The following is a 22,280-nucleotide window of genomic DNA, read 5'->3' on the forward strand; positions in this document are numbered from 1 at the left end:
CCCGCGCGCGTCACTCCGACCTTCGGTCCCGGAGCTGCACCAGCAACTCGTAGGGGCTGTCGGTGTCGCGGATCAGCTTGGTCGCGACATGGGTGTATTGCGCCGTCGTGCTCAGCTTGGCGTGCCCAAGCAGAACTTGAATGACCCGCACATCTGTTCCGGCTTCTAGCAGGTGGGTTGCGAAGCTGTGGCGCAAACTGTGCAGCGTGCTCCTCGGCTTCTTGATCCCAGCCAGATGCTTGGCTGCGCTGAAGGCACGATGCAATTGGCGGGGTGAGAGCGGATTGATCCGGGGCTTGCCTGGAAAGAGCCAGCCATCCGGCCGCGCCTCGCGCCAATAGTCGCGCAGAAGCGCCAAAAAGGCCAGGCGACAGCATTACCTTGCGATCCTTGCCGCCCTTGCCTTTCTCGACATGGATCAGCATCCGGTCGCTGTCGATATCGGTGACCTTGAGATTGCAGACCTCCGACGCCCGGAGCCCGGTGCCATAGGAAATGCTGAGTGCAGCGCGGTACTTCAGCCCCGGGCCGGGCGCGACCTTCAGCAGCTCGAACACCTCTTCGGCGCTGAACACGACCGGTAGCTTCCTTGGCTCCGTGCGGTAGTGCAGGCATTGCTTCATCTCCGGGCGCTGGCATGTCGTTTCAAAAAAAAGAACCGCAGCCCGACAAGCCGCACATTGTAGGTCGAAGGGGTGACATTCGTGTTCACCATATGCAGCTGGTAAGCGCGCAGGTCTTCGGGCGTTGCAGTATCCGGCGATCGGCCAAGAAACTCGGCAAAATATCGAACGGCCCTGATATGCGCTTTCTGCGAACTCTCCCCGAGCCCTTTGATCCGCATATCTTCGATCATCCGCTCTCGAAGCGGTGTGGTCTTTGTGTCCGCCATGGGACCCTCCTGTCTGTTGATTGAGAGACCCCAATCGTCAGACAGACACGCCCATTCCCAAAATCTCAGTCGTCAGATCATCCCGCAACGGTATCACCGAGCGCCCCTGCCGCGGTAGCGGCTTCGTCCTTGTCCCGCATTGTGTGAGCTCACTGGCTGCAAAACCTCGCAGTCGCAGCGAACGACCGGAACGGCGGGCCGCGCCGCAGCGTAAAACCTCACCTGGTTGCTTTAAACGGCCGAGTTTGCAAATGGCACTATCTGCGCGAAGCGGCCTCAGGTTGATGTGCAGGGTGCTCCTGCAGCGAATGTCTGGGAGCCGCGGCCCGGATGCCTCCTGGGCCGCGCTGTGAGCGCTATGTTGCAACCATCCAGAAATGTCACCGGCTGCGCAAAGCAGAAACGTCACCTAGGGGCGTGACGGGAGCAAGGCTTTGCAGCCCGCAGACCCCAAATATCGGAGGGCTGAAAAGCCTTGCGAGGCTCAGGTCATAGACCGAGCTTTCGCCGCTCTTTCTTATTGTAGAATGCTTTGATGCCTTCTTCTTGCAGGATCTCTTCGAAGGCGCGCCAGGCGAGGCCATCACCGAAGAAGGGCGGGTTATCGGAAACCGTCAACGTGCCGAACTGGTTCTCCACGGACAGGATCCAGCCGGGATCGATGCTGGTCCGGTAGATCTCAACATCGAAATGATGCCCGTCGATGACGACGGATTGCGTGTAATCGGAGAAGATGATCTCTGGGTTGTCGTCGGCAGTCATGCCTTCATTCTTGGGCCTATTCAGCCGCGTGCACAATCTTCTTCTTGGCCCGCGGCCCTGACGGCCGGCCTGGTCTCCGGCCATTCGGCTTGTAACCCATCTTCTCTGAGTTCGTCCGCACCTTGGGCTTGGGCGGGGCGGCCTCCTGCATCTCTTTGATGTGCTCGAGGACAGCGCTCAGGCGTTTGTTGCCGGTGATAGCCGCATGGGTCACGCGCTGATCCATATCGAAGATTTTGTAGGGCAGGGAGCGGCCTTTCCAGCGCACCTCAAACCGGCCATCCACGAAGGCGTAGGTGTCTACATATTTGCCGGCCAGGCCGCGTGTGATCTCGCTTTCCTCGAGCATGATCCGCTTGCGGTCATAGGAAAACGTCAGTTGCTTGCCAACATAGCGGTTCTCGCGCCAGCACAGGACATCTGCCAGCCGATCCGGCTCGACATTCAATGCGCGGTGAAGGTTGTCAGATTTGGCTGGGGCTTTGGCGAACTTGACATTGTAGCGTTCCTTGAAGCCCTGCAGATAAGCGTTTCCAGCCTCCATGTCCGAGATGCCAGCGAGCCGCAGTTCCTTCACCAGCCGGTCCTGCAATGTGCGGTTGGCGCGTTCCACGCGACCCTTCGCCTGGCTTGAGTTGGCGCACAAAATCTCGATGTTCAGCTCACTCAGAGCGCGCCCGAACTGGGTGATCCGCGCGCCGCCCTTGGCGTCTTCCTTGGCCACGCGAAACACCGAGTGCTTGTCACTGTAAAATGCAACCGGCCGCCCATGGGTATGCAGGTAGCTCTCAAGCGCTTCGAAGTAGCTGAAGGTGCTCTCTGACTTCACAAACCGCAGTTCCATCAAGGTGCTTGTCGCGTCGTCAATGAACACAAGAAGAGTGCAGGGCGGCGCGCGATCCTCAAACCAGCGGTGATCCGAGCCGTCGATTTGGATCAGCTCGCCAAAGCATTCCCGGCGCAGGCGCGGCTGGTGGAACTGGCGCCGCTGTTTGCGGGACAGCCAGATGCCGTCTTCAATCATCCATTTGCGCAGCGTCTCACGGGACACCTTGAACCCGTGATGTTCCGCCAGCTTTTCCGCGGCCAGCGTCGGCCCGAAATCCACATAGTGTTCTTTTATCAACGCCAAGGCATAGTCGCGCTTCGCCTTGTGAATCCGGTTGTTCGGCGGCTTGCCACGCGCTTTGTGCCGGACCGCCGCCGCACCATCCAATCGATATCGCTTCAGCAGCCTGAATACCTGGCGCCGCGTCAGATCCAACAGGTTCGCCGCGTTGTCTACCGTCAGCCGGCCATCATCGACCTGCGCCAGAACTTCCACACGATTCAGCTCGCGCTCGCTCATCATCACCCATCCCATGCCCGATCTCTCTGCCTGTTATCATTGCAGGCGAGAGTGACACTTCTGAATTGCTCATGGGTGACATTTTAGAATTGCAGTGTGAACTCACGGCGAAGTGCAGTTTCTGATATCCTGTTTTATTCCAACCGGTTCTGAATTTCCATCAGGTTTGTTTCGAAGACCTCGGCTGGTGTCCGATAGCCGAGGCATTTGCGCGGCGTGGAATTGAGGCGGTGGCAAATCGACCTTAAATATCGGCTTGTCAGCGCCGTCGGTTCGGTCGAGCGGGGCAGGTATTTTCTCAGCCTGTTGTTGGTGTTTTCAACTGTGCCTTTCTGCCAGGGAGCCTCGGGGTCACAAAACCAGCTGTCGGCTCCGATACCATCCTTCAGGCGCTGCCAAGCTGAGAACTCGGTGCCGCGGTCGAAAGTGATCGACTGGCGCGCATCCGCTGGCAGGGGAGCCAACCCGTTGATCAGAGCTTCCATGATCGGCTTCGATTGCCGGTCCTCGTTGCGCATGACGACAGTGTAACGGCTGACGCGCTCAACCAGAGACGTGACGTTGATCTTTCCATGCTCTTTGCGGAACATCATCAGATCGCACTCCCATGTGTGGATACCTCGGTCGATGCAAGCATTCTTCTGGACGGTTCGAACATGTGATCGGGTACGGTCATGTGTCATGTGTGGATACCTCGGTCGATGCAAGCATTCTTCTGGACGGTTCGAACATGTGATCGGGTACGGTCATGTGTCAGGCCTCGATGTGCGGCGTTTCACATGCCGCGGGCCGGTATGGCGATGCGAAGGTTAGGTCCATATCAATGCGCCCGAGCTTGACGCTCTCTGGGAATGTCTGGTTTCCCCAACCTCGATCTGGCCGATCGTTTGTCCTTACTATCCAAATGTCCGTCTCACATCTGCCGGTCAGGGCCGTCTCAGTCGACCGCGACCGGGTCCTTGAAGTCTTCCTGTTTCGTCATCATTGCCCAGATTGCCCGGGCGGTCTTGTTCGCCAGGGCGATGGCGACCAGCATGCGAGGTTTGCGCGCCAGCATCTGCTCCAGCCAGGAACCCTTGGGAGCGCCGTTCCTCACCGCCCACCGGACCCGGGTCATGGCGCCGATGATCAGCAGCCGCCGGATGTCGCGCTGGCCCATCTTTGACGTTCGACCCAGAACCTGTTTGCCTCCGGTGGATTTCTGCACCGGGACCAGCCCGAGCCATGCCGCAAAATCGCGTCCGCGACGGAACCCTTCGAGTGGCGGCGCGAAGGCTTGAATTGCCATGGCGCTGACCGGGCCGACCCCGGGGGCGGTCTGCAGGCGGATCGTCTCCGGGTCGGAACTTGCCTCTTCTTTCAGGCGCTTCTCGATCCCAGCGATTTTCTCTGTGACAGCGTCGAGCTGGTCGAGGTGCAGTCGGCAGAGCTCGATGACGACCGGCGGCAGCTCGCTGTTCGGCGCGTTGATCTGCCTGGCCAAGTGCTTGACGAATGTCCGTCCGGGAGGCGCGACGATGCCATATTCCATCAGGTGGCCGCGCAGGGCATTGATGATCGCATTGCGCTGCCGGACGAAGAGATCGCGGGTCTTGAAGACCATCGATCGGGCCTGTTGCTCGGCGGATTTTACGGGCACGAACCGCATGGTCGGGCGCACGACCGCTTCGGCGATGGCCTCGGCATCGTTGGCATCATTTTTCTGGCGCTTCACGAACGGTTTCACGTAGATCGGCGGGATCAGGCGAACCTCATGCCCCAGCTCCATGATCTCTCGGCCCCAGTAGTGGGATGATGCGCAGGCCTCCATGGCTACGAGGCAAGGCGGCTGTTCGCTCAGAAACTTCAGGACCTGCGCCCGCGAAAGCTTCTTGCGAAATACTGGTGCGCCGGTGGCCGAGGCGCCGTGCAACTGAAAAACCGACTTTGCCAAATCAATGCCGATGACTTTAACCTCTTCCATGGGTACCTCCTCCGATCAGGTGTTTTCGACATCACCACTTTGGCACATTGCGATGCCGTTTCGGGGTGAGGTATCCACACCATCAATGCCCAAACTCCGTGCGCTCTGAGATGCGGTCAGGCCTATGTGACAAGCTCTGGCTGTCAAAGATCCGGGTGCGGTTGTGCCTGCGGTGCCCGCGCGGTCTGCGGCGTCTGCGATGTTCGGGGAGATGGCGGTAAAACTGCTCTTCGCGGCCATCCTTGGAATAGGCGAAACGGTAGATCGTCTCGTGGCTCACGCGGATCGGATGGCGCTCCAGGCGCATCCGGCCTGCGATCTGTTCGGGGGACCAGCCGGCCTTGAGCCGGTCCTCAATGGCAACCTTGAGTTCCGGGAAAACAATCATCTTTCGATGAATGGCACGGCGGCGCTCATACATGTCTTGCGCGGCTACGGCGTGATAACCATCCAGTTCGGGAAGTTCAGAATCTGTGTGCCGGTTCCGTTTAATGTCTCGGTAGATTGTCGAAGCATCACGGCACAAACGATCCGCAATCTCTGCAATCGGCATTTTGGCTTCAAGCCACTTGGCAATCCTCCGGCGTTCATCCAGACTCAGGTGAGAGTAGTGGCGTCCCATTCAACATCCTCCGTGCAAGCTTCTGTATTCGTACAGAATTTGCACTTCGTTTGTGAATCCACCCAGCTACACACTTTTGCACTGTAATCCGGCTTATGTTAAATAGGTCAGCCTATCTGACCTGAATTCCGACCGCTAAGCGTGCGGCTGGCTGATGCAGTATTGTCGACAGGCAGCTGCACGCCACGCGGTTGGCCAGCGCCGGTTCCCAGCTTTGTGCAGAATCACATCCCTCGTTCCTTTCATCGTCTCAATCGCACGGGAAAAACCCGTTCCGCCAGGTCGTGCGCTGATCAGCTGCTCATGCTTGCCAACACCGGTCAGGCCTTCGACATCGGTCTCCATGATCAGCTGCAGAACAGCCACGGCGACGGCGCGCAGAAAATTGCCGCCGTCCTGCTTGTGAAGAAGCTCGGACAGGTCCGTGTTGGTCTTATCCGGCATGTTAAAGGCGGCGCCTTGAAACCCTGCCGGTCCGCGCGGATCGGGGTTAGGATGGCAGCATCCGGGATTTGGTGCGCCGGGAGTACGAGAGTGCGGGCAGACCGAGCTAATGGCATGGGCTGCGAGCCCGAGGTTACATCTGGTTGCCCCTGCGGCTTGCCCGGATGCGCTGCGAGCGCGGATCTGTAGTTGCCGCGTGCCCGCCGACTCCTGCGATGTGAACGCCAACTAAAGGAGCGGCGATGCGGATCATTGGAATGGACATTCACAGGGATTTTGCCGAGGTCATGGCGCTGGAAGGTGGCGAGTTGACACATTTGGGCCGCGTTGACATGACACGCGACAATCTCGCGGCCTTTGCCGTAAAGTGGAGGCTACGGCCCATGTCGTGTCGGAATCGACGAGCAAAACGACGACGGTGGTCGAAATCCTGTCGCCCCACGTGGCCCTGGTTGCGGTAGCCAACCCGCTTCAAGTGCATCTGATCGCGAAGGCCAAGACCAAGACCGACAAGATCGATGCAGGCGTTCTGGCGAAACTCTACGGCGCAGGTTTCTTGCCCGAGGTCTGGATCCCGGACGAAGCGACACTGGCGCGGCGGCGGCAGGTCGCGCGTCGGACACAGCTTGTTAAGCATCGTGTTCGGCTGAAAGCCTACGTTCAGTCGATCCTGCACGCGCATCTTGTCCCGCGGTGCCCCCATGCGGATCTCTTCGGCGGCAAGGGACGCACCTGGTTGGGAGTTCAGGAATTACTGGATGATGAACGCATCGCGGTGGAGCGCCATGTCGCCGAATACGACCGTCTGACCGTTGCCTTGAAGGACATCGAACGAGACATCGCCAAGGCGGAGCTGGCGGGACTATCCTGAATTTTGTGCCTTGGCGTGGTAGTTCAATTTTGAGGAGACCCACGTATGAGCATAGACAAAGACCTGCTGGACCGGCTGATGGAAGGGCGTTCGCCCGGCGACCTTTTCGGCAAGGAGGGCATTCTTTCCGAACTGACCAAGGCGCTTGCGGAACGTGCGCTGAGCACCGAGTTGGACGAACATCTGTGTGAACAAGCATGCAATTTTGGTTCTGACTCAGTTTTGGTGCAACTTTCGGCCCCTCTCAGATCAGGTCGCTTGAACGAGCCGCGCTTTGAGCAGGTCGATGTTCGCCCTTCCATACATCTGGCGTTTGAGTGTCTTGAGGCGGTTAATCTGCCCTTCGGTCTGCCCATTCGAGAGCTATTGTCAAATCTGGTGTTTGGGCGGTCATCAAGCGGCGGCCTGATCTTGTGTTGATGGCTTGATGCCGTTGATGAAATCGACGCCTTCGATGACGTCTGCGAGATGAGCGAAGCCGCGCAGCTTGCGCCAGCTTTTCTCAGCGCATTGGCCGAGCTTGAACATCATGTGGAGCATCCCGTCCCGGCTCAGGCATCCCTTGGTGCGTTTCGTGCGGTGGCGGATGGTGGCGAACGCGCTCTCGATGGGATTTGACGTCCTGATGCTCTGCCAGTGCTGGGCGGGGGAAGTCGTAGAAGGTCAGCAGTTCGTCGCGGTCCTTGACCAGGCATTCGACCGCCTTGGGGTATTTCGCTTCGTAGGTGCCGACGAACAAGTCAAACTCCTTGCGGGCATCTTCACGGGTCTCGGCCTGCCAGATGTCGTGCAGCGCCTTCTTTGCCTTGGGCTGACTGCGCTTGGCAGATAGTTCAGAACGTTGCCCGTCTTATGCACCCAGCAGCGCTGTTGCCGGGTGGAGGGATAGACTTCCTCAAGAGCCGCCCAAAATCCCATGGCCCCGTCGCCGACCGCCAGTTTCGGAGCGTTGAGGCCGCGGCTTTTGAGCCCCAGCAGGACCTCGCGCCAGCTTTGGGTGCTTTCCCGCACGCCGTCCTCGATGGCCAGGAAATGCTTCTCGCCGCGCGCATTGACGCCGATCACGACCGGGCGCAGAGCCGGTCATCTGTGCCGCGCAAGCCGCTGTAGATCCCGTCGGCCCAGACATAGACCCATTCATCACGGCCAAGATCGGCCTTGCGCCAGGCGTCGTACTCCTCCGCCCATTGCGCCTTCAGCCGCGCCACTGTCTTGGCCGAGAAGCCGGTCGCGTCCGGGCCCAGGAGCGCCTTGAGTGCTGCGCCCATCTCGCCCGTAGAGATGCCCTTGAGGTACAGCCAGGGCAGCGCCGCCTCGATCGACTTCGCCTTGCGGACGTAAGGCGGGACCAGCGCCGAGCGGAACGCCACAGGCGCGCCCGTCTTCGAGCGCACCTTCGGGATCTGCACCGTGACCGGGCCGATCCCGGTCTGCACGGCGCGTTCGGGGTGGTGTCCGTTCCGAACAACCGCGGCCCGGCCCTCCGGGGTGCGGTGTTTCGCAAATTCGGCCAGGAAAGCGTCCAGCTCCGCCTCGACCGCCGTTTGCAGAAGCTCCCGCGCGCCCTTGCGCAGAAGATCCGTCAGCGGGTCCGACACGGTGTCTCGACCGGCAAATTCGATGATGGTAGCGTCATTCATGGTGGTGCGTCCTCGATGGTTGGTGGTTTGTTTGGCGACATCAAACCAACCAGATGCACCGCCAGCTTTCAAACCGCCCAAACACCAGATTCAGCCATAGCTGCCCATTCGACCATGGCTCCCTCAGCGCTGCGGCGACCGCGGCTTGATCGCGCCGGAGCCCACGAGCAAAGGCACCGAGCAGCCCGTCCTCCGCTTCTTTTCAGCCATCCTTCCAGCGCGCCTTCGCGAGCATTGCGTATCATGTCCGTAAACCGGTCGGTCAGTCTGCGGGCTTCAGCGAGGGCTGGCAAAGAAGCTTCGATCCTTGCGACTTGGATGGCATCTGCCTTGCACAGATGATTCCGGCCCAAGGTCAGGAGGCGGGCAATCTTGCGCGCGGGCGGCGATTTTTCTGTGCCCGATGGCGCTGCCCGCTCGGCACGGCGCTGGCGCGTGGCCCATTCCCCGACGACACGGAGGCTGCCCTGGAAACCATCGGCCCGCAGCCGGCGCCAGAGTTCGGCGCCGTTCCGGCAGCCGTCCGCCCATTCCCGCTCCAGTCGCGGCAGCCAAGGGGTGTCTGACGTCAGCGCCAATGGGACAGTTTAGGGTGATTTGATAAGAGAGAGTTTCTTCTGTAATGGGGCGTCCCATGTCAACTGTGAACTTCGAACGCGAAATAATCGCGGTATAAGGTCATCTGTGGTCATCGGGGGCTACGTGTGGCCCTTGGTTAAAGTCGCCAAACTCCACCGCGACCATACACCTCGATGGCCACCCGGATTACACCGTTGAAGGCGCGAAATTACACCAAGTGCGCGGACACTAACATGGAAGAACCATGAACCTGGACGGACGAATTGCTTTTCCGGTTGACAAAGTCGCAATCAGAGAACCGATCCGTGAACCGACGCAGCATAACCGTGAGCCTGCGGGAATTGTCCGGCATTGAATTGTAGTTGCCATCTACCGACTCTATGCCTTCATGGCTGATCCACCGCTCAACCGTCACCAATCAGCTGTTAGCCTATCGGCATGCCAGTTCACGTGATCTTCGGCAAAGCTTGCGACGAAAAAGTAGCTGTGATTGTATCCACTGTGCGTCCTGTATAACAGGGGCACAGACGCGTCTGTGGCAGCGTCCACTAGCTCTTGCGGGCGCAATAGATCGAGAAACTGATCATCACCGCCCTGATCAACAAGGATATCCCGTTTCCAGCCTTTTTTGCGGAGCAGTAAGCTGGCGTCATGATCCAGCCACGAGGCCTCATCTGTGCCGAGGTAAGCTCCCAGCTGTTTACGTCCCCAATCAGATTTACTGGGGTTGGCAATGGGCGCAAAGGCGGAAACTGAGCGGTACTGACCCGGGCTGTGTATTGCCAGGGTCAAAGCTCCATGCCCACCCATTGAATGGCCTGTAATTCCATGGATTTCGGTAACTGGGAAAGCTCCGCACACCAATGAGTAAAGTTCCCGGGCAACATAGTTATACATGCGGAAGTGCCGCGCCCAAGGCTCTTGCGTTGCGTTGACGTAGAATCCTGCACCCTGGCCAAGATCATATGCCTCGTCATCCGCAACGTACTCGCCACGCGGTGACGTGTCCGGGAACACAAGTGCTAAGCCACGCTTGGCTGCAAATTGCTGCAAGGAAGCTTTGGTCATGGCGTTTTCATGGGTACAGGTCAGGCCTGACAGGTACCACAATACAGGAACCGAGTTGGATTCGGCTTGCGGAGGCAGATAGATGCCAAAGGTCATGTCGCAGCTGCAGGCATCCGACGGATGCCTGTAAACTGCGTTCTTGCCACCGAAGCAAATTGTGCTTTCGACCAACTCCATAGATTAGAACTCCACTACGGCGCGAATGCTTTCGCCTTTGTGCATCAGCTCAAAGCCTTCGTTGATTTGCTCCAGCGTCAGCTTGTGGGTGATCATCGGGTCGATCTCGATCTTGCCGTCCATGTACCAATCGACGATTTTCGGCACATCGGTGCGGCCTGCGGCGCCGCCAAAGGCGGTGCCGCGCCAGCTGCGGCCGGTGACCAACTGGAACGGGCGGGTCGAGATCTCCGCCCCCGCCGGCGCCACGCCGATGATGATGCTTTCGCCCCAGCCCTTGTGCGCCGCTTCCAGCGCGGTGCGCATCACGTTGACGTTGCCGGTGGCGTCAAAAGGTGTAGTCGGCGCCGCCCTTGGTCAGCTCGACCAGATGCGCCACCAGGTCGCCCTCGACCTCGGCCGGGTTGACGAAATCGGTCATGCCGAACTGCTTGGCCATCTCGACCTTGCCCGGGTTCAAATCGACGCCGACGATCTGGTCGGCGCCGGCCAGCCGCAGGCCCTGGATCACGTTGAGGCCGATGCCGCCGAGGCCGAACACCACGGCGCGGGAGCCGATCTCCACCTTGGCGGTGTTGATCACAGCACCGATGCCGGTGGTGACGCCGCAGCCGATGTAGCAGACCTTGTCAAACGGCGCGTCCGGCCGGATTTTCGCGAGCGCGATTTCCGGCACCACGGTGTGGTTGGCAAAGGTGGAGCAGCCCATGTAGTGGTGGATCGGGGTGCCGTCCAGCATCGAGAAGCGGGTGGTACCGTCGGGCAGCAGGCCCTGGCCTTGGGTCGAGCGGATCGCCTGGCACAGGTTGGTTTTCGGGTTGAGGCAATATTCGCACTCGCGGCATTCCGGCGTGTAGAGCGGGATCACATGGTCGCCGGGCTTGAGGCTGGTGACGCCTTCGCCGACCTCGACCACGACGCCTGCGCCTTCGTGACCCAGGATCACCGGGAAGATGCCTTCGGGGTCGTCGCCCGAACGGGTGAATTCGTCGGTGTGGCACAGGCCGGTTGCCTTGATCTCCACCAGAACCTCGCCCGCCTTCGGGCCTTCCAGGTTCACGTCCATGATTTCGAGCGGTTTGCCGGGGGCAACCGCAACGGCAGCACGTGTGCGCATTTGATTTCCTTGCAATTTCTTCAGAGTTTTTCGGTCAGGGCCGGGAGGGCTTCAAACAGGTCGGCAACCAGGCCAAAGTCCGCAACCTGGAAGATCGGTGCTTCTTCGTCCTTGTTGATCGCCACGATGACCTTGGAGTCCTTCATGCCGGCCAGGTGCTGGATGGCACCGGAGATGCCCACGGCGATGTAGAGATCCGGGGCAACAACCTTGCCGGTCTGGCCCACCTGCCAGTCGTTCGGAGCGTAGCCCGAGTCGACCGCGGCGCGCGATGCGCCAACAGCGGCGCCCAGCTTGTCGGCCAGGCCTTCGATCAGTTTGAAGTCTTCTTCGGAGCCGACGCCGCGGCCGCCGGAGACAACGATCCCGGCCGAGGTCAGCTCGGGACGGTCGCTTGCGGCAACCTTGTCTTCGACCCACTCGGACAGGCCCGGGTTGGCCGCAGCCGAGATCGTCTCAACCGAAGCCGAGCCGCCGGTCCCGGCTGCGTCAAAGGACGCGGTGCGGATCGAGACGACTTTCTTGGCGTCGCGGGACTTCACGGTCTGGATCGCGTTACCGGCATAGATCGGGCGCTCGAAGGTGTCGCCGTCGACAACGCCGGAGACGTCCGAGATCACCATCACGTCCAGCAGCGCGGCGACGCGCGGCAGCACGTTCTTGGCGTCGGTGGTGGCGGGGGCCACGATGTGCTCGAAATCGGAGGCCAGGCCGGCGATCAGGGCTGCGGTCGGCTCCGCCAGGCGGTGGCCCAGCGATGCGTCCTCGGCAACCAGAACCTTGGCAACGCCTGCGATCTTGGCAGCTTCTTCGCCAGCCGCGGCAGCGGAGGCGCCGGCCGCCAGAACGGTCACGTCACCCAGCTTGGAGGCTGCGGCCACGGCCTTGGCGGTTGCGTCCAGCGCCAGCGCACCGTCGGTCACTTCAGCAAGGAGAAGAACAGCCATTACACAGCCCCCGCTTCTTTGAGTTTCTCAACCAGCTCGTCGACGGAGCCGACGATGATGCCTGCGGCGCGGGCCGGCGGCTCTTCGGTCTTGACGATTTCCAGGCGCGGCGTGACGTCGACGCCGTAATCGGCGGCGGTTTTCTCGTCCAGCGGCTTCTTCTTCGCCTTCATGATGTTCGGCAGCGACGCATAGCGCGGCTCGTTCAGGCGCAGGTCCACGGTGATGATGGCGGGCATCTTCACGGAAATGGTCTGCAGGCCGCCGTCGACCTCACGGGTCACCTTGGCGGTGTCGCCTTCGATGTCCAGTTCAGAGGCGAAGGTGCCCTGGGACCAGCCCAGCAGCGCCGACAGCATCTGGCCGGTTGCGTTCATGTCGTTGTCGATCGCCTGCTTGCCGCAGAGCACGACGCCGGGCTGCTCTTCCTCGACCACTTTGGCGAGGATCTTGGCAACCGCCAGCGGCTCGATGTCGGTGTGCACGTCGTCGGCAGCAACCACCAGGATGGCGCGGTCCGCGCCCATGGCCAGCGCGGTGCGCAGGGTTTCCTGGGCCTGCTTCACGCCGATCGAAACCGCAACCACTTCGTCAGCCTTGCCGGCTTCCTTCAGGCGGATGGCTTCTTCGACGGCGATTTCGTCGAAGGGGTTCATCGACATTTTCACGTTGGCGAGATCGACACCGCTGCCGTCCGCTTTGACGCGGACCTTCACGTTGTAGTCAATCACGCGCTTGACAGGCACGAGTACCTTCATATTCACGCCCTCTTAATAGAATGCCTGCAGACCGGTCTGGGCCCGCCCGATGATCAGGGCATGCACATCATGTGTGCCCTCATAGGTGTTTACGGTCTCCAGGTTGACCATGTGGCGGATGACGTGGAAATCCGCCGAGATTCCGTTGCCGCCATGCATGTCGCGGGCCTGGCGGGCAATATCCAGCGCCTTGCCGCAGTTGTTGCGCTTAATGACCGAGATCATCTCAGGCGCCATGCGGCCCTCCTCGAACAGGCGACCGATGCGGAGGCCGGCTTGTAGCCCGAGTGAGATTTCGGTCAGCATGTCGGCCAGCTTCTTTTTGGTAGAGCTGGGTCTGCGCCAAGGGCTTGCCGAACTGCCTGCGGTCGAGCCCGTATTGCCGCGCCCCGTGCCAGCAGGCCTCGGCCGCACCCATCGCGCCCCAGGCAATGCCGTAGCGCGCGCGGTTGAGGCAGCCGAATGGGCCCGAGAGCCCCTCGGCATTGGGCAGGAGCGCGTCTTCGCCCACCTCGACACCGTTCATCACGATTTCACCGGTGATCGAAGTGCGGAGCGAGACCTTCTTGCCGATCTTCGGCGCCGACAGCCCCTTCATCCCCCTGTCCAGCACAAAGCCTCGGACCCTGCCGTCATGGGCGTCCGTCTTGGCCCAGACCACAAAGACATCGGCAATCGGGCTGTTCGAGATCCACATCTTGGTGCCAGTCAGCCGGTAGCCGCCCTCGATCTTCTCAGCCCGGGTCTGCATTGAACCAGGATCGGAGCCGGCATCGGGCTCGGTCAGGCCGAAACAGCCGATCCATTCGCCCGAAGCCAGCTTGGGCAGATATTTCTGGCGCTGCTCCTCCGAGCCATAGGCATGGATCGGATACATCACCAGTGAGCTTTGCACCGACATCATCGAACGATAGCCCGAATCCACCCGCTCAACTTCGCGCGCCACCAGCCCATAGCTAACATAGTCGGCGCCGATGCCGCCGTATTCTTCTGGCAGAGTGACGCCCAGCAGGCCGAGCGCGCCCATTTCCCGGAAGATCTCCGGGTCGGTCTCCTCTTTTAGGAAGGCCTCATCGACCCGCGGCAGCAACTTGTCCTGCGCATAGGCGCGAGCGCTATCCTGGATCATGCGCTCTTCCTCGGTGAGTTGATCTGCCAGCCGGAACGGATCGTCCCAGGCGAATGAATTAGAGCCCTTCATGGCATGTCCTTTCTCTCAAACGCGTTCCAGCAAGAGAGCCACCCCCTGGCCGACGCCGACGCACATTGTAGCGAGCCCGTAGCGACCGCCGGTCTTTTGCAATTCAAGCGCGGCGCTGCCGACAATGCGGGCACCGGACATGCCCAGCGGGTGGCCCAGTGCGATGGCGCCGCCATTGCGGTTCACGCGCGGGTCGTCATCGGCAATGCCCAGCCCGCGCAGCACCGCCAGGCCCTGCGCCGCAAATGCTTCGTTCAGTTCGATCACGTCGAGTTGGTCGGTGCCGATGCCGGTCAACCCAGCCAGTTTTTGTACTGCGGGCACCGGGCCATAGCCCATGACACGCGGCGCAATCCCCGCCGAGGCGGCGCCCACGATGCGCGCCAAGGGTTCTAATCCTTGCGCCTTGGCGCCCGCTTCGGAGGCCACGATAAGCGCCGCCGCGCCGTCATTGACGCCGCTGGCGTTCCCGGCCGTGACCGTTCCACCGGGGCGCACGATCGGACGCAGGCGGGCGAGATCTTCCAGCGTGGTGCCGACGCGGGGGTGTTCGTCCTGCGCTACCTCCGCCGTCTTGCCGCGGCCCAGATCAACGGTGATCGGCGCGATTTCCCTCGCCAGCCGCCCGGAGGAGATGGCCGCTTGCGCACGCTCCTGCGAGCGCAGGGCAAAGGCATCCTGGTCCTCGCGGGTCACACCGTATTCGACCGCCACGTTCTCTGCGGTTTCCGGCATGGAATCGGTGCCCCATTCCGCCTGTATCTTCGAGTGGACGAAGCGCCAGCCGATAGTGGTGTCGTGGATTTCCGGGGCGCGGGCATAGGCGGCGCCGGACTTGGGCATGACAAAGGGCGCGCGGGTCATGCTTTCGACGCCGCCGGCCATCGCCATCGCCATGTCGCCTGCGCGGATGGCGCGGGCGGCGGCGGCTATCGCCTCCATTCCCGAGCCGCAGAGCCTGTTGACCGTCACCCCAGGCACCTTTTCCGGCAGGCCGGCTAGAAGACCGGCCATACGCGCCACATTACGGTTGTCCTCTCCGGCCTGGTTGGCGCAGCCCAGCCAGACCTCCTCGATGGCAACAGGGTTAAGGCCGGGATTGCGCGCTAGCAACGCCGAAATCGGATGCGCGGCCAAATCGTCAGCGCGCACTTTCGACAAGGCTCCGCCATAGCGGCCAATTGGGGTGCGGATGTAGTCGCAGATGAAAGCGTCGTTCATAGGGTCATCCCGTTTTGTCGGCGTGTGTGTCGAAATTGGCGAGGTTGAGGCCTCCGGCGATCAGGCTGTCGAGGAGGGACGGCACGCTCCACGACAGGGGGTCGTTCTTGGCATAAGTCGCGATGCGGCGGCGCAACTGATCCAATCCAACCTTTTCGGCAAAATGCATCGGTCCCCCGCGCCACCGCGGGAAGCCATAGCCATGCACCAGAACGAGGTCGATGTCCGCGGCCCGATGTGCGATTCCCTCGTCCAGGATACGCAATCCCTCGTCGATCATCGCTGTGATGGCGCGGTCGGCAATTTCTTCATCGCTGAAGTCACGGCGGATCACACCGGCTTCGCGCGAAGCAGTTTCGATCAGCTCTGTCACCACCGAGGGCGAAGTATCTTCGGCAGCGCCCGGGTAGTCATACCAACCTGCGCCGGTCTTGCGGCCAAGCCGTTCTAGCTCTTCCACCATCCGGTCGGCTATTGGGATGTAGCGGATGCCCTCAGCGTCGCTCAGGTTCTTTCGCTGCCGGTTGGCATAGGCGATGTCGAGTCCGGACAGATCCTGCACCGCATAGGGGCCCATGGCCATTCCAAACCCAGTCATCGCCTTGTCGATCTGCCAGGGTAGAGCGCCCTCCAGCAGCATTACGTCGCAGATTTGGCGGTAGCGGGTGAGGATTCGGTTACCTATGAACCCGTCGCAGACACCGGCTTCGACAGGGATCTTACCCAGCCGTGCAGCCAAGCCAAAGACGCTGGCGAGGGTCTGGTTCGTGGTGCCGGCGCCCGGGATGATCTCCAGCAGCTTCATCAGGTGCGCAGGGCTGAAGAAATGCAGTCCCAGGCAACGGCTTGGAGCGGATATGCCTTCAAATACCTTGTTGACGTCCAGATAAGAGGTGTTGGTGGCTAAGATCGCAGAGGTGGGAAGTACGGCGTCGAGCTCTGCAAAGACCTGGCACTTGACGTTCAGGTCTTCGAATACCGCTTCGATAGCGATGTCGAAGGCAGGCAGGCTGCCGTAGCCGGTCTGCACCGCTATTCGGGCCTTGCCTGTTTCGGCCTCTTGCGCGCTGATCTTATCGCGTTTGACGGCCTGGTCGAACAACGAGGCGATATTGGCCCGGGCCTTGTCCGCGGCGCTGATGCTGGCTTCGACAACGGTGACCGCCACCTTGGCCTGGTCAAGCGCATAGGCAATGCCTGCACCCATGGAGCCGCCGCCGACAACCAGAGCGGTTTCGATTGGCGTAGGCCGGGAGCCGCGTTTGGTTCCCTGGGACTTCGCCGCGGTTTCAGCAAAGAACACATGACGCAGTGCAGCCGCCTGCTCTGTCTGGCGCAGCTCCAGAAAGCTGGTCCTTTCCTGCGCCATGGCTTCAGAAAATGGCAGCCGAGTGGCAGCCTCAAGCAGGTCAAGTGCAACCTGCGGCGCGGTCTGGCCGCGGGTGCGTTTGGCTGCCGTTTGTCGCAGGTTGGAAAAAAGTCCGGGTTCCGGTTGCGGCGCCGGGAGGGCGCTGGCAGGCAGCGCCGCCGCCAGCACCCGGGCGGGCACTTGCTGAGCTGCGGTCAGCGTATCCGGCGCCACCTCATCCACCAACCCCAGCTCTTCTGCGGCTAAAGCGCCTATCCGGCCGCCCTGAGTGATCAGACCCGCAGCCTTGGCAAGGCCGGTGATCCGCGGCAGCCGTTGGGTGCCGCCCGCACCGGGCACCACGCCCAAGGTTACTTCGGGGAGGCCAAGAAGCGCTTCGGGCGCGGCAATTCGATAGCGGCAAGCCAAAGCGATTTCCAGCCCGGCGCCAAGGGCGATGCCGTTGATCGCGGCGATGCTGCCCATCGTCTCAAGCCGGTTCAGCACATCCGGCAGATGCGGCTCCTGCGGCGGGGCGTTGAATTCGCGGGCATCACTGCCGGCGGAAAAGGCCCGGCCCGCGCCGGTGACGATGATCCGCTCCGCCTGCGCTATCTCCGCTGAGTCCAGAGCCGCGTTCAGCTGTCGGCGCATGGTCTGGCCAACCACATTAAGCGGCGGGTTATCAAGCGTAATTATGCATGTGCCGCCTGAGATTTTGTAGCGAAGTGCCATCACTCACCTCTGTATCATTCATTCACCAGCGAGGGCCTGGCCCTGCGGCGCGATAAAGGCGGTAGCTTCGATCTCAACCAACGCCTCTTCCTCGGCCAGTTCGCTGATGACCAGCATAGACATGGCTGGGAAATGCTTGCCGAAGACTCGCTGGTAGGCCTTGCCCACTTCGCGCTGTTTAGCCAAGTATTCCTCCTTGTCGGTGACATACCAAGTCATCCTGCCGACATCCGTGACCTCGCCGCCGGCGGCGCGCACAATTTCGGCTATATTGCTCAAGGCCTGCTCCATCTGCCCCAGAAAGCCGCCTGCCGTGAATTTCTTGTCCTTATCCCAGCCGATCTGGCCGCCGATATGCAGGGTGCCATCCGCCATCAGCATGCCATTGGCATAGCCCAGAGCCGACGCCCAGCCTTCGGGATGAATTGTCCGTGGCTTCATCTGTTTGCCTCCATCAATCTGTTCAGTTTCGCCCGTACGGCTTCTGGCCAGGGGGCGGGGCGGCCGTCAGGGCCGGTGAAAACCATCCGCTGATCAACCTCGAACCGCAGATCGCCCGCAGATGCGCCGACGGCCTGGGTGGTCAGCGACAGGCTGGTCCTGCCGACATGATTCAGCGTGCACCGCAGCTCCAGCTGATCGCCATGGCGGCACGGTGCGCGAAACCGCACATTTAATTCTGCCGTCGGGACGGCGTTTTGCTCATGGATTGCCTCGAAAGGCCACTCCAGCAACTCGCTGAACATCGCCTCGATGGCATCGTTCAGCATTTCCAGAAACCGCGGATAGAAAACGATCCCGGCCGGGTCGCAATGTTTGAACAGGATCTTCTGCGGATAGGTGAAATGCATGTCACACCCGCCTTTCGGCCGCGGCAAGCTGCGCCCGGCTCATCCGCCGCTCCTAAGCCGGAAGCGCTGGATCTTACCGGTTTCGGTTTTGGGCAGGGCCTGCCAAAAGACAACCGAGCGCGGGTATTTATATGGCGCAATCGCGGATTTCACGTGATCCTGCAGCAGTTTGACGGTCTGCTCCGAGGCCTCTTGGCCTTCAGCCAGCACCACATGCGCCTCGACGATGGAACCTCGCGCCGCATCCGGCACGCCGATCACCGCGCATTCGGCCACCGCCTCATGGGCCAGCAGAGCGGCCTCCACCTCGGGACCGGCAATGTTGTAGCCCGAGGAGATGATCATGTCGTCATTACGGGCGGCGAAATGGAAATAGCCATCTTCGTCCTGGAGGAAGGCATCGCCGGAGATGTTCCAGCCGTCCTGCACATATTCCGCCTGCCGTTCGCCGCCCAGGTAGCGGCAGCCGGTGGGGCCGCGCACCGCCAGTCGTCCGACCTCGCCGCGGGGTAGTTCCTGGCCATTCTCGCCGACCACTTTGGCCTGATATCCGGTGACCGGCTTGCCGGTGCAGGCCGGGTGGTGATCGGAGAGGCGGTTGGTGATGAAAATATGCAGCATCTCAGTGGCGCCTATGCCGTCCAGCATCGGCTTGCCGGTTTTCTGCATCCATTCGTCATAGACCGGCGCAGGCAGGGTTTCGCCCGCCGAGACCGCAGCGCGGAGCGAGGACAGGTCGGCGCCCTTGTCCATTGCCGTCAGCATGGCGCGGTACGCGGTGGGCGCGGTAAAGCAGACGGTCGCCTTATAGGTCTCGATGATTTCGACCATGCTGGGCGGGGTTGCCTGTTCCAGTAGTGCAGCGGCGGCGCCAAAACGAAGCGGGAAGACCGCCAGACCGCCAAGGCCAAAGGTGAAGGCCAAGGGCGGCGAGCCGACAAAGACGTCTTCAGGGGTGACTCCCAGGACTTCCTTGGCATAGCCGTCGGCGATGATCAGCAAATCGCGGTGGAAATGCATGGTGCCCTTGGGCTCACCGGTGCTGCCTGATGTGAAGCCGATAAGTGCCACATCATCCTGGCTGGTCTGGATGGCATTGAAATGTGCAGGTTTTTCCAGCGCCAGCCGGTCCAGTTCGGCATCGTGATTGGCAGTGCCGTCAAATCCAACCACGGATTTCAGAGTGGCACTGGCCTTGGCGCAAAGTGTCATTTCATCCATTAACCGGGTATCGCACAGCGCATGGGTGATGCCAGCCTTCTCAACATATTTGGTCAGCTCGGCGGCGCGCAGCATCGGCATCGTGTTGATCACCACCGCGCCGGCTTTGGTGGCGGCCAGCCAGCAGGCCACCATCGCCGGATTGTTGGCAGAGCGGATCAGAACCCGGTTGCCGGGCATCACACCCAGATCCTCGACCAGCACATGGGCCAGCCGGTTGGTCCAGTCGCTCAGCTCCTTGTAGGTACGCCGCCGCCCGTTGCCAATCAGGGCTGTATGGTCGCCAAAGCCTTTTTCGACCATGGCATCGGTCAGTTCGACTGCAGCATTCAACCGGTCAGGATATTCAAACCCTTCCAGCCTCAGCTCCGGCCAGCTGTCCGGCACAGGCAGGTTCGAACGGGAAAATGTGTCGGTATGAGCGGTTTGTCCCAGCATTTTCAAACTCCCTGTTGATTTGCCAAGGTTTGGCGGGCAATCACCACTCGCTGGACGTCAGACGCCCCTTCATAGATGCGTAAAGCCCTGATTTCACGGTACAGTTTCTCAACGGTCTCGCCGGATCGGACGCCGTCGCCTCCATGCAACTGCACCGCCCTGTCGATCACTGCCTGTGCCTGATCGGTCGAGAACAGCTTGGCCATCGCGGCCTCGCGGGTAACTCGCGCGGCTCCCGAATCCTTGACCCAGGCGGCGCGGTAGACCAGCAGCGCTGAGGCATCCACATCCAGCGCCATATCGGCGATATGGCCCTGCACCATCTGCAGACCGGACAGCGGTGCGCTCTGCACCTGCCGCGCCGTGACCCGATTCAGTGCCTCGTCCAGCGCCCGCCGGGCAAACCCCAGCGCCGCCGCCGCCACGGTCGAGCGGAACACATCCAGCACCGACATGGCGATCTTGAAGCCTGCCCCACGCTGGCCGATCAGGGCAGACGTCGGAATACGGCAATCGGTGAACCGCAACCGCGCCAGCGGATGCGGCGCAATCGTGTGCAGCCGCTCCACCACCTCGAACCCCGGCAACCCGGCTGGCACCACAAAAGCGCTGAGACCGCGGGCTCCTGGCGCCTCGCCGGTGCGGGCAAACAGCGTATAGACGTCCGCAATGCCGCCGTTGGAGATCCAGGTCTTCTCTCCGTTCAGGACATAAGCATCGCCATCCAGCGTGGCGGTCATAGTGGAATTGGCCACATCCGAACCGGACTGCGGCTCGGTCAGGGCAAAGGCCGAGACCGCCTTTCCCGCCCGGGTCAGCGGCAGCCATTCCTGCTGCTGTGCTTCAGTTCCGAACAGGGGAAACCGCCCCGGTGCCCAACCCCTGCATTGCAAAGGCGAAATCTGCCAGCCCGTCATGCCGCGCGAGCGTTTCCCGGATCAGGCAGAGCGTGCGCACATCCAGCCGCTCACCCTGCATCGCAGCCGCATGCCGGGTCCAGCCCGCCTCACCCAAAGCGGACACCAGCCCCCTGCAGGCGGCATCGGTATCGCTGTGATCGATCCCGGCCAGAGCACCGCCGGCCCAGGCCTCAAGCTCCGCCGCCAGTTCCCGGTGCCGGTCCTCAAAGAACGGCCAATTCAGAAATGACCTATCTGCCATAGTCTCTCCTCCCGGCCGGAAAACGGATCCGCTCCTTCTTCTAGCCTTCAAACATCCCCGCCGAGGCACCCGCACCCTCCTCCGGCGCAGACTCCCGCAGCTCAATGCGCCTCAATCGCCTTCAAAAGCCGGTTTGTCCTTGTTCACAAAGGCGTGGTAGGCTCGTTCGAAATCCGCCGTCTGCATGCAGATCGCCTGGGCCTGGGCCTCGGCCTCAATCGCCTGTTCGATCGACATCGACCATTCCTGCGCCAGCATGGTCTTGGTCATCATATGGCCGAAACCGGGACCTGCCGCGATGCGTTCTGCCATCCGGCCCGCCTCGGCCAGCAGATCCTCCGCCGCGACCAGCTTGTTGTGGAATCCCCAGGCCGCGCCTTCTTCGGCGCTCATCGAGCGGCCGGTGTACAGCAGTTCCGCCGCGCGGCCCTGGCCGATGATCCGCGGCAGGATCGCGCAGGCGCCCATATCGCAGCCCGCCAGCCCGACACGGGTGAACAGGAACGCGGTCTTGACCTCCGGCGTGGCGATCCGCAGGTCCGAGGCCATGGCTATGATCGCGCCGGCGCCCACGCAGACCCCGTCAATCGCCGCAATGATGGGCTTGCCGCAATTGACCATCGCCTTGACCAGATCCCCAGTCATCCGGGTAAAGGCCAGAAGCTCCTTCATGCTCATCTTCGTCAGCGGGCCGATGATGTCATGCACATCGCCGCCCGAGCAGAAGTTGCCGCCGTTGGAGGCAAAGACCACCGCCTTCACCGTGTCGTCATAATGCAGATCGCGGAACCAGTCGCGCAGCTCAGCGTAGCTGTCGAAGGTCAGCGGGTTCTTGCGATCCGGCCGGTCCAGGGCCACGGTGGCAATGCCGCCGGAAATCTCACAATTGAAGTGGGATACATCTGTTCTCATCTGT

14 protein-coding genes and 10 pseudogenes are annotated in these 22,280 nt (G+C 61.4%); 2 read left to right on the forward strand and 22 right to left on the reverse strand.

The annotated features are described in order from the left end of the window. Window positions 1–10: 10 nt before the first annotated feature. The 8 genes and pseudogenes from OKQ63_RS26065 to OKQ63_RS23605 all read right to left on the reverse strand — a co-directional run bounded on the left by OKQ63_RS26065 (window position 11) and on the right by OKQ63_RS23605 (window position 6,031). Window positions 11–623 (reverse strand): annotated as a pseudogene (locus OKQ63_RS26065) (tyrosine-type recombinase/integrase). Continuing rightward, entirely contained in the window at window positions 620–892 is a 273-nt protein-coding gene (locus tag OKQ63_RS26205) for a site-specific integrase (protein WP_264214313.1), read from the reverse strand. Before OKQ63_RS26205 ends, OKQ63_RS26065 begins: the two are co-directional and overlap by 4 nt. A gap of 489 nt (window positions 893–1,381) precedes the next feature. Further along, window positions 1,382–1,654 carry a hypothetical protein gene (locus tag OKQ63_RS23580; protein ID WP_264214314.1) on the reverse strand — a complete coding sequence of 91 codons (273 nt, stop codon included), beginning with the start codon at window positions 1,652–1,654 and terminating at the stop codon, window positions 1,382–1,384. Between the two features lie 16 nt (window positions 1,655–1,670). After that, window positions 1,671–3,017, reverse strand: coding sequence for an ISNCY family transposase (locus OKQ63_RS23585; protein WP_264214315.1), 1,347 nt, complete (start codon window positions 3,015–3,017; stop codon window positions 1,671–1,673). A 119-nt stretch (window positions 3,018–3,136) separates the two neighbouring features. Further along, window positions 3,137–3,620, reverse strand: a pseudogene (locus tag OKQ63_RS23590) (IS30 family transposase); the annotation flags it as partial. 319 nt (window positions 3,621–3,939) lie between these two features. Beyond that, window positions 3,940–4,965, reverse strand: coding sequence for an IS110 family RNA-guided transposase (locus OKQ63_RS23595; RefSeq protein WP_264214316.1), 1,026 nt, complete (start codon window positions 4,963–4,965; stop codon window positions 3,940–3,942). Between the two features lie 85 nt (window positions 4,966–5,050). After that, a pseudogene (locus tag OKQ63_RS23600) lies at window positions 5,051–5,587 on the reverse strand (IS30 family transposase); the annotation flags it as partial. Between the two features lie 135 nt (window positions 5,588–5,722). Then, window positions 5,723–6,031 carry a hypothetical protein gene (locus OKQ63_RS23605; protein ID WP_264214317.1) on the reverse strand — a complete coding sequence of 103 codons (309 nt, stop codon included), beginning with the start codon at window positions 6,029–6,031 and terminating at the stop codon, window positions 5,723–5,725. Between the two features lie 242 nt (window positions 6,032–6,273). Between OKQ63_RS23605 and OKQ63_RS23610 the strand changes: the two are divergent. Both OKQ63_RS23610 and OKQ63_RS26285 read left to right on the forward strand, forming a co-directional pair. Further along, window positions 6,274–6,878 (forward strand): annotated as a pseudogene (locus OKQ63_RS23610) (IS110 family transposase); the annotation flags it as partial. Window positions 6,879–6,947: 69 nt separating this feature from the next. After that, window positions 6,948–7,097, forward strand: a pseudogene (locus OKQ63_RS26285) (IS256 family transposase); the annotation flags it as partial. A gap of 198 nt (window positions 7,098–7,295) precedes the next feature. Here the strand turns inward: OKQ63_RS26285 and OKQ63_RS23620 are convergent. From OKQ63_RS23620 to OKQ63_RS23685, 14 genes and pseudogenes are all read right to left on the reverse strand, one after another. Beyond that, a pseudogene (locus OKQ63_RS23620) lies at window positions 7,296–8,542 on the reverse strand (IS256 family transposase). Window positions 8,543–8,642: 100 nt separating this feature from the next. Then, window positions 8,643–9,096, reverse strand: a pseudogene (locus OKQ63_RS23625) (transposase); the annotation flags it as partial. Between the two features lie 436 nt (window positions 9,097–9,532). Then, window positions 9,533–10,366 carry an S-formylglutathione hydrolase gene (gene fghA, locus OKQ63_RS23630; protein WP_264214319.1) on the reverse strand — a complete coding sequence of 278 codons (834 nt, stop codon included), beginning with the start codon at window positions 10,364–10,366 and terminating at the stop codon, window positions 9,533–9,535. A gap of 3 nt (window positions 10,367–10,369) precedes the next feature. Further along, window positions 10,370–11,483, reverse strand: a pseudogene (locus OKQ63_RS23635) (S-(hydroxymethyl)glutathione dehydrogenase/class III alcohol dehydrogenase). Window positions 11,484–11,503: 20 nt separating this feature from the next. Next, window positions 11,504–12,430 carry an electron transfer flavoprotein subunit alpha/FixB family protein gene (locus tag OKQ63_RS23640; protein WP_264214320.1) on the reverse strand — a complete coding sequence of 309 codons (927 nt, stop codon included), beginning with the start codon at window positions 12,428–12,430 and terminating at the stop codon, window positions 11,504–11,506. Next, entirely contained in the window at window positions 12,430–13,188 is a 759-nt protein-coding gene (locus OKQ63_RS23645; RefSeq protein ID WP_264212152.1) for an electron transfer flavoprotein subunit beta/FixA family protein, read from the reverse strand. The genes OKQ63_RS23640 and OKQ63_RS23645 overlap by 1 nt, the downstream gene beginning before the upstream one ends. Before the next feature lie 12 nt (window positions 13,189–13,200). Next, window positions 13,201–14,389: pseudogene (locus OKQ63_RS23650) on the reverse strand (acyl-CoA dehydrogenase). 15 nt (window positions 14,390–14,404) lie between these two features. After that, on the reverse strand, window positions 14,405–15,610 hold the full coding sequence (gene pcaF / locus OKQ63_RS23655) for a 3-oxoadipyl-CoA thiolase (protein WP_264214321.1): 1,206 nt from the start codon (window positions 15,608–15,610) through the stop codon (window positions 14,405–14,407). A 4-nt stretch (window positions 15,611–15,614) separates the two neighbouring features. Beyond that, complete coding sequence (locus tag OKQ63_RS23660; protein ID WP_264214322.1) at window positions 15,615–17,693, reverse strand: 3-hydroxyacyl-CoA dehydrogenase NAD-binding domain-containing protein; 2,079 nt, start codon at window positions 17,691–17,693, stop codon at window positions 15,615–15,617. An 18-nt stretch (window positions 17,694–17,711) separates the two neighbouring features. Continuing rightward, window positions 17,712–18,134 (reverse strand): RidA family protein, encoded by a 423-nt coding sequence (locus OKQ63_RS23665; protein ID WP_264214323.1) that lies wholly within the window; start codon window positions 18,132–18,134, stop codon window positions 17,712–17,714. Beyond that, window positions 18,131–18,544: an acyl-CoA thioesterase gene (locus OKQ63_RS23670; protein WP_264214324.1), complete on the reverse strand. Its 414-nt coding sequence runs from the start codon at window positions 18,542–18,544 to the stop codon at window positions 18,131–18,133. The genes OKQ63_RS23665 and OKQ63_RS23670 overlap by 4 nt, the downstream gene beginning before the upstream one ends. 39 nt (window positions 18,545–18,583) lie before the next feature. Then, complete coding sequence (locus OKQ63_RS23675; protein ID WP_264214325.1) at window positions 18,584–20,203, reverse strand: AMP-binding protein; 1,620 nt, start codon at window positions 20,201–20,203, stop codon at window positions 18,584–18,586. Between the two features lie 2 nt (window positions 20,204–20,205). After that, window positions 20,206–21,364: pseudogene (locus OKQ63_RS23680) on the reverse strand (acyl-CoA dehydrogenase family protein). 111 nt (window positions 21,365–21,475) lie between these two features. Continuing rightward, window positions 21,476–22,276, reverse strand: a complete 801-nt coding sequence (locus OKQ63_RS23685) for an enoyl-CoA hydratase family protein (protein WP_264214326.1) — start codon at window positions 22,274–22,276, stop codon at window positions 21,476–21,478. Between the last annotated feature and the right edge of the window lie 4 nt (window positions 22,277–22,280).

This window comes from Leisingera thetidis, assembly GCF_025857195.1.
GTDB lineage: Bacteria > Pseudomonadota > Alphaproteobacteria > Rhodobacterales > Rhodobacteraceae > Leisingera > Leisingera thetidis.

What these genes read in the sequence shown, in the direction of transcription:
- OKQ63_RS26205 (WP_264214313.1), bottom strand. Translation starts at nt 892, where the DNA reads ATGGCGGACACAAAGACCACACCGCTTCGAGAGCGGATGATCGAAGAT.
- OKQ63_RS23580 (WP_264214314.1), bottom strand. Translation starts at nt 1,654, where the DNA reads ATGACTGCCGACGACAACCCAGAGATCATCTTCTCCGATTACACGCAA.
- OKQ63_RS23585 (WP_264214315.1), bottom strand. Translation starts at nt 3,017, where the DNA reads ATGGGATGGGTGATGATGAGCGAGCGCGAGCTGAATCGTGTGGAAGTT.
- OKQ63_RS23595 (WP_264214316.1), bottom strand. Translation starts at nt 4,965, where the DNA reads ATGGAAGAGGTTAAAGTCATCGGCATTGATTTGGCAAAGTCGGTTTTT.
- OKQ63_RS23605 (WP_264214317.1), bottom strand. Translation starts at nt 6,031, where the DNA reads ATGCCGGATAAGACCAACACGGACCTGTCCGAGCTTCTTCACAAGCAG.
- fghA (WP_264214319.1), bottom strand. Translation starts at nt 10,366, where the DNA reads ATGGAGTTGGTCGAAAGCACAATTTGCTTCGGTGGCAAGAACGCAGTT.
- OKQ63_RS23640 (WP_264214320.1), bottom strand. Translation starts at nt 12,430, where the DNA reads ATGGCTGTTCTTCTCCTTGCTGAAGTGACCGACGGTGCGCTGGCGCTG.
- OKQ63_RS23645 (WP_264212152.1), bottom strand. Translation starts at nt 13,188, where the DNA reads ATGAAGGTACTCGTGCCTGTCAAGCGCGTGATTGACTACAACGTGAAG.
- pcaF (WP_264214321.1), bottom strand. Translation starts at nt 15,610, where the DNA reads ATGAACGACGCTTTCATCTGCGACTACATCCGCACCCCAATTGGCCGC.
- OKQ63_RS23660 (WP_264214322.1), bottom strand. Translation starts at nt 17,693, where the DNA reads ATGGCACTTCGCTACAAAATCTCAGGCGGCACATGCATAATTACGCTT.
- OKQ63_RS23665 (WP_264214323.1), bottom strand. Translation starts at nt 18,134, where the DNA reads ATGAAGCCACGGACAATTCATCCCGAAGGCTGGGCGTCGGCTCTGGGC.
- OKQ63_RS23670 (WP_264214324.1), bottom strand. Translation starts at nt 18,544, where the DNA reads ATGCATTTCACCTATCCGCAGAAGATCCTGTTCAAACATTGCGACCCG.
- OKQ63_RS23675 (WP_264214325.1), bottom strand. Translation starts at nt 20,203, where the DNA reads ATGCTGGGACAAACCGCTCATACCGACACATTTTCCCGTTCGAACCTG.
- OKQ63_RS23685 (WP_264214326.1), bottom strand. Translation starts at nt 22,276, where the DNA reads ATGAGAACAGATGTATCCCACTTCAATTGTGAGATTTCCGGCGGCATT.